Here is a 2,986-nt window from a genome sequence, read left to right as displayed (position 1 = left end):
CATATTATATGGTTAAGTCCTCGATCTATTAGTATTCGTCAGCTCCACATGTCACCATGCTTCCACCTCGAACCTATCAACCTGATCATCTTTCAGGGATCTTACTAGCTTACGCTATGGGAAATCTCATCTTGAGGGGGGCTTCATGCTTAGATGCTTTCAGCACTTATCCCTTCCGCACATAGCTACCCAGCTATGCCCTTGGCAGAACAACTGGTACACCAGCGGTGCGTCCATCCCGGTCCTCTCGTACTAAGGACAGCTCCTCTCAAATTTCCTACGCCCACGACGGATAGGGACCGAACTGTCTCACGACGTTCTGAACCCAGCTCGCGTACCGCTTTAATGGGCGAACAGCCCAACCCTTGGGACCGACTACAGCCCCAGGATGCGATGAGCCGACATCGAGGTGCCAAACCTCCCCGTCGATGTGGACTCTTGGGGGAGATAAGCCTGTTATCCCCGGGGTAGCTTTTATCCGTTGAGCGATGGCCCTTCCATGCGGAACCACCGGATCACTAAGCCCGACTTTCGTCCCTGCTCGACTTGTAGGTCTCGCAGTCAAGCTCCCTTATGCCTTTGCACTCTACGAATGATTTCCAACCATTCTGAGGGAACCTTTGGGCGCCTCCGTTACACTTTAGGAGGCGACCGCCCCAGTCAAACTGCCCACCTGACACTGTCTCCCGGGTCGATAAGACCCGTAGGTTAGAATTTCAATACATTCAGGGCGGTATCCCACCAGCGCCTCCACCGAAGCTAGCGCTCCGGTTTCAATGGCTCCCGCCTATCCTGTACAAAATGTACCAAAATTCAATATCAGGCTACAGTAAAGCTCCACGGGGTCTTTCCGTCCTGTCGCGGGTAACCTGCATCTTCACAGGTACTATAATTTCACCGAGTCTCTGGTTGAGACAGTGCCCAAATCGTTACACCTTTCGTGCGGGTCGGAACTTACCCGACAAGGAATTTCGCTACCTTAGGACCGTTATAGTTACGGCCGCCGTTTACTGGGGCTTCAGTTCAGAGCTTCGCTTACGCTAACCCCTCTCCTTAACCTTCCAGCACCGGGCAGGTGTCAGCCCCTATACTTCGCCTTACGGCTTCGCAGAGACCTGTGTTTTTGCTAAACAGTCGCTTGGGCCTATTCACTGCGGCTTTCCGTTAAGAAAGCACCCCTTCTCCCGAAGTTACGGGGTCATTTTGCCGAGTTCCTTAACCAGAGTTCTCTCGCACACCTTAGGATTCTCTCCTCGCCTACCTGTGTCGGTTTGCGGTACAGGCACCTTTTATCTCGCTAGAAGCTTTTCTTGGCAGCGGGGAATCAAAGACTTCGCTCCATAAGGAGCTTCCCCATCACAGCTCAGCCTTCACGATAAGCGGATTTGCCTACTTATCAGCCTAACTGCTTGGACGTGCACAACCAATCGCACGCTTCTTCTATCCTTCTGCGTCCCTCCATTGCTCAAACGATAAAGAGGTGGTACAGGAATATCAACCTGTTGTCCATCGCCTACGCCTGTCGGCCTCGGCTTAGGTCCTGACTAACCCTGAGCGGACGAGCCTTCCTCAGGAAACCTTAGGCATTCGGTGGACGGGATTCTCACCCGTCTTTCGCTACTCATACCGGCATTCTCACTTCTAAGCGCTCCACCAGTCCTTCCGGTCTGACTTCACTGCACTTAGAACGCTCCCCTACCACTGATACCATTGGTATCAATTCGCAGCTTCGGTGGTGTATTTAGCCCCGGTACATTTTCGGCGCAGAGTCACTCGACTAGTGAGCTATTACGCACTCTTTAAATGGTGGCTGCTTCTAAGCCAACATCCTAGTTGTCTAAGCAACTCCACATCCTTTTCCACTTAATACACACTTTGGGACCTTAGCTGGCGATCTGGGCTGTTTCCCTCTTGACTACGGATCTTATCACTCGCAGTCTGACTCCTAAGGATAAGTCATTGGCATTCGGAGTTTGACTGAATTCGGTAATCCGATGAGGACCCCTAGTTCAATCAGTGCTCTACCTCCAAGACTCTTACACTTAAGGCTAGCCCTAAAGCTATTTCGGGGAGAACCAGCTATCTCCAGGTTCGATTGGAATTTCTCCGCTACCCACACCTCATCCCCGCACTTTTCAACGTGCGTGGGTTCGGGCCTCCATTCAGTGTTACCTGAACTTCACCCTGGACATGGGTAGATCACCTGGTTTCGGGTCTACGACCACGTACTAAACGCCCTATTCAGACTCGCTTTCGCTGCGGCTCCGCCTCTTCAGCTTAACCTCGCACGGGATCGTAACTCGCCGGTTCATTCTACAAAAGGCACGCCATCACCCATTAACGGGCTCTGACTATTTGTAGGCACACGGTTTCAGGATCTCTTTCACTCCCCTTCCGGGGTGCTTTTCACCTTTCCCTCACGGTACTGGTTCACTATCGATCACTAGGGAGTATTTAGCCTTGGGAGATGGTCCTCCCAGATTCCGACGGAATTTCACGTGTTCCGCCGTACTCAGGATACATTCAAGAGAGAACGAAGTTTCGACTACGGGGTTGTTACCCTCTACGACGGACCTTTCCAGGTCGCTTCGTCTACCTCGTTCCTTTGTAACTCCGTATAGAATGTCCTACAACCCCAAGAGGCAAGCCTCTTGGTTTGGGCTATGTTCCGTTTCGCTCGCCGCTACTCAGGAAATCGCATTTGCTTTCTCTTCCTCCAGGTACTTAGATGTTTCAGTTCCCTGGGTCTGTCTTCCTTACCCTATGTATTCAGGTAAGGATACCATACCATTACGTATGGTGGGTTTCCCCATTCGGAAATCTTCGGATCAAAGCTTACTTACAGCTCCCCGAAGCATATCGGCGTTAGTCCCGTCCTTCATCGACTCCTAGTGTCAAGGCATCCACCGTGCGCCCTTTCTAACTTAACCAAACTAAAATTAAAAAAATATGAGCTACACTGTTATCTAGTTTTCAAAGAACATAC

The 2,986-nt window shown here is 51.2% G+C and carries 1 rRNA gene; it reads right to left on the bottom strand.

Annotation, left to right across the window (positions count from 1 at the left end):
- Positions 1-8: 8 nt before the first annotated feature.
- A 23S ribosomal RNA gene (locus MKO96_RS29040) occupies positions 9-2,930 on the bottom strand.
- Between the last annotated feature and the right edge of the window lie 56 nt (positions 2,931-2,986).

Origin of the sequence: Bacillus sp. ES1-5, assembly GCF_022487605.1 — a bacterium.
Taxonomy (GTDB): domain Bacteria; phylum Bacillota; class Bacilli; order Bacillales; family Bacillaceae_G; genus Bacillus_A; species Bacillus_A wiedmannii.
This window is presented reverse-complemented; position numbering and strand designations above follow the sequence as displayed.